This is a genomic window from Streptomyces sp. KLMMK, assembly GCF_036961605.1.
Classification (GTDB): domain Bacteria; phylum Actinomycetota; class Actinomycetes; order Streptomycetales; family Streptomycetaceae; genus Streptomyces; species Streptomyces telluris.
This window is the reverse complement of record NZ_JBAMDC010000729.1, coordinates 1-1,437: the sequence shown is the minus strand read 5'-3', so window position 1 is coordinate 1,437 and position 1,437 is coordinate 1. Positions and strand designations below refer to the sequence as shown.

The 1,437-nt window shown below is 72.4% G+C and carries 2 protein-coding genes; both read left to right on the top strand.

Translation table 11 applies throughout. The annotated features are described in order from the left end of the window. A partial coding sequence (locus tag V7793_RS37535) for a DUF4255 domain-containing protein (protein ID WP_336014220.1) occupies positions 1-1,229 on the top strand: 1,229 nt, incomplete at its 5' end. Next, the coding region (locus V7793_RS37530) for a hypothetical protein (protein ID WP_336014218.1) at positions 1,226-1,437 on the top strand (212 nt) is incomplete at its 3' end. The genes V7793_RS37535 and V7793_RS37530, both read left to right, overlap by 4 nt.

The following is a 1,437-nucleotide window of genomic DNA, read 5'->3' as shown; positions in this document are numbered from 1 at the left end:
GGCCTCGACGAATACCTGCGGGGACGGACATGAGTGACTCCAACGCCGTTGCCGCTGTCACCCGCGCTCTGCAGGCGGTCCTGGGCCAGGCGCTCACCGACACGGTCCCGGGTCTCCAGGTCACCTCGACAACGCCGGACGAGGCCGCGTCCGGTCAGGTCCGGGCGGCCCTGAACCTGTTCCTCTACCGGATGACGATCGACGGGTCCTGGCGCAATGCCGATCCGCCCGGGATCCGTCCGGGAGAGACCGGGCGGCCCGCCCTGCCCGTCGTCCTGCACTACCTCCTCACCCCGTACACCGACGACGACCCGCACAGCCGGGCCGCCCTGCGGATCCTCGGCGCGGCGATGGCGGCTCTGCACGACCACTGCGTCCTGGGGCCGGAGGACTACGACAAGTCGGCGGAACTCGGCGATGCCCACCTGCAGCCCGAGCCCGTACGGATCACTCCGGCGGACCTGTCCGTCGACGACATGTCCAAGCTGTGGAGCGCCTTCCAGAGCCAGTACCGGATCTCGGTCGGGTACGAGGCGCGCGTCGTGCTGCTCGACAGCGCCCGGCCCTCCCGTACGCCGCTGCCGGTGGTGAGCCGCGGGGCCGAGGGGCGGGGGCCCGAAGCCGCTGCGGACCCGGCCGACCCGTCTCCCACGCTGACCGGTGTGACCCCGGAGGTGGCGGCGGTCGACGACGAAATCGTCCTGACCGGCGGCAGGCTGGACGCCGGAACACCGGTTGTCCACCTCACCCACCCGCTCTTCGGCGTCGTCCCCCTGCAGACGACCGCGGTGAGCGAGCACGAGGTGCGGGCCAAGGTCGAAGAGGACCGGCTCGTGCCCGGACCGTGGTCGGTGACGGTCGTCCTCACCGGTGACGACGGTACGCGGCAGGTCACGCGGACGCTCCCGCTGGCGGTCGCCCCGCGCATCACCTCGTCCCCCCTGCCGCTGAAAGGGCGGCGCGGCTCGGACGGCAACGTCAAGCTCAAGGTGGACTGCGAGCCGTCGGTCGCGGCGGGCCAGCGGATCCAACTGCTGGTCGGGGACCGGCCCGTGCCCGTCATGGCCTTCCGCGGGCCGCGCGAGAAGAAGCTGAACTTCTCCTTCCCGTTCTCCGGGCCCGGCCGCCATGTGCTGCGGCTGCGCGTCGACGGCGTGGACAGCTCCGTCCTCGACGGCGACGCCGTCCCGCCGCGTTTCAAGGAGGACCTGGCGGTGGTGCTGACATGACCTCCGTCAAGCCGGACCGTGCCGTCAAGCCGGACCGTGCCGTCAAGCCGGATCATGCCGCCAAGTCGCGCCGTGCCGCCAAGCCGGCCGACGCGCCGGAGACGTGGGACGACGTCAACGAGCGCTACCTGGAAGCCGGGCTCGTGTGGCTGCGGCTCCTGCTGCGCGCCCGGGCGGAGGCGGCCGGGAACCACCCGGCGCCCGGGAA